We start from the raw sequence: 302 nt of genomic DNA, 5'->3' as shown, positions 1-302 counted from the left end.
GGCTGTCGCGCTTTTTGCAAATCGCGCGCTTATCGTCGAGGGGCCGACAGAGGCAGCGGTATTCTATGGGGTTGGCGACAGAGAATCTCCCGGCTCACTTGAGGCGGCAGGCTTGTCTATCGTTCCCGTTGGGGGGAAGATGTCAATTCCGCTTGCGCATGCAATCCTATCGTCTATTGGTGTTCCTGTGTATTCGCTGTTTGATGCTGATGGCGGATTTGAAGCGCGCGCATTGGCCAAGGGGAGAAATCATGATCGGATCCAGGAGGAGCGAAATAATCATATTGCTGAAAATAGAAGGC

General features: G+C 53.3%; 1 protein-coding gene. It reads left to right on the top strand.

Annotated elements, in window-relative coordinates; all coding sequences use genetic code 11:
- Positions 1–302, top strand: a 302-nt coding sequence (locus tag EN846_RS35685) for an ATP-dependent endonuclease (RefSeq protein ID WP_135928150.1), incomplete at both ends; no start/stop codon positions are given.

It is taken from the genome of Mesorhizobium sp. M4B.F.Ca.ET.203.01.1.1, from assembly GCF_004791025.1.
Lineage (GTDB): Bacteria > Pseudomonadota > Alphaproteobacteria > Rhizobiales > Rhizobiaceae > Mesorhizobium > Mesorhizobium abyssinicae.
This window is presented reverse-complemented; position numbering and strand designations above follow the sequence as displayed.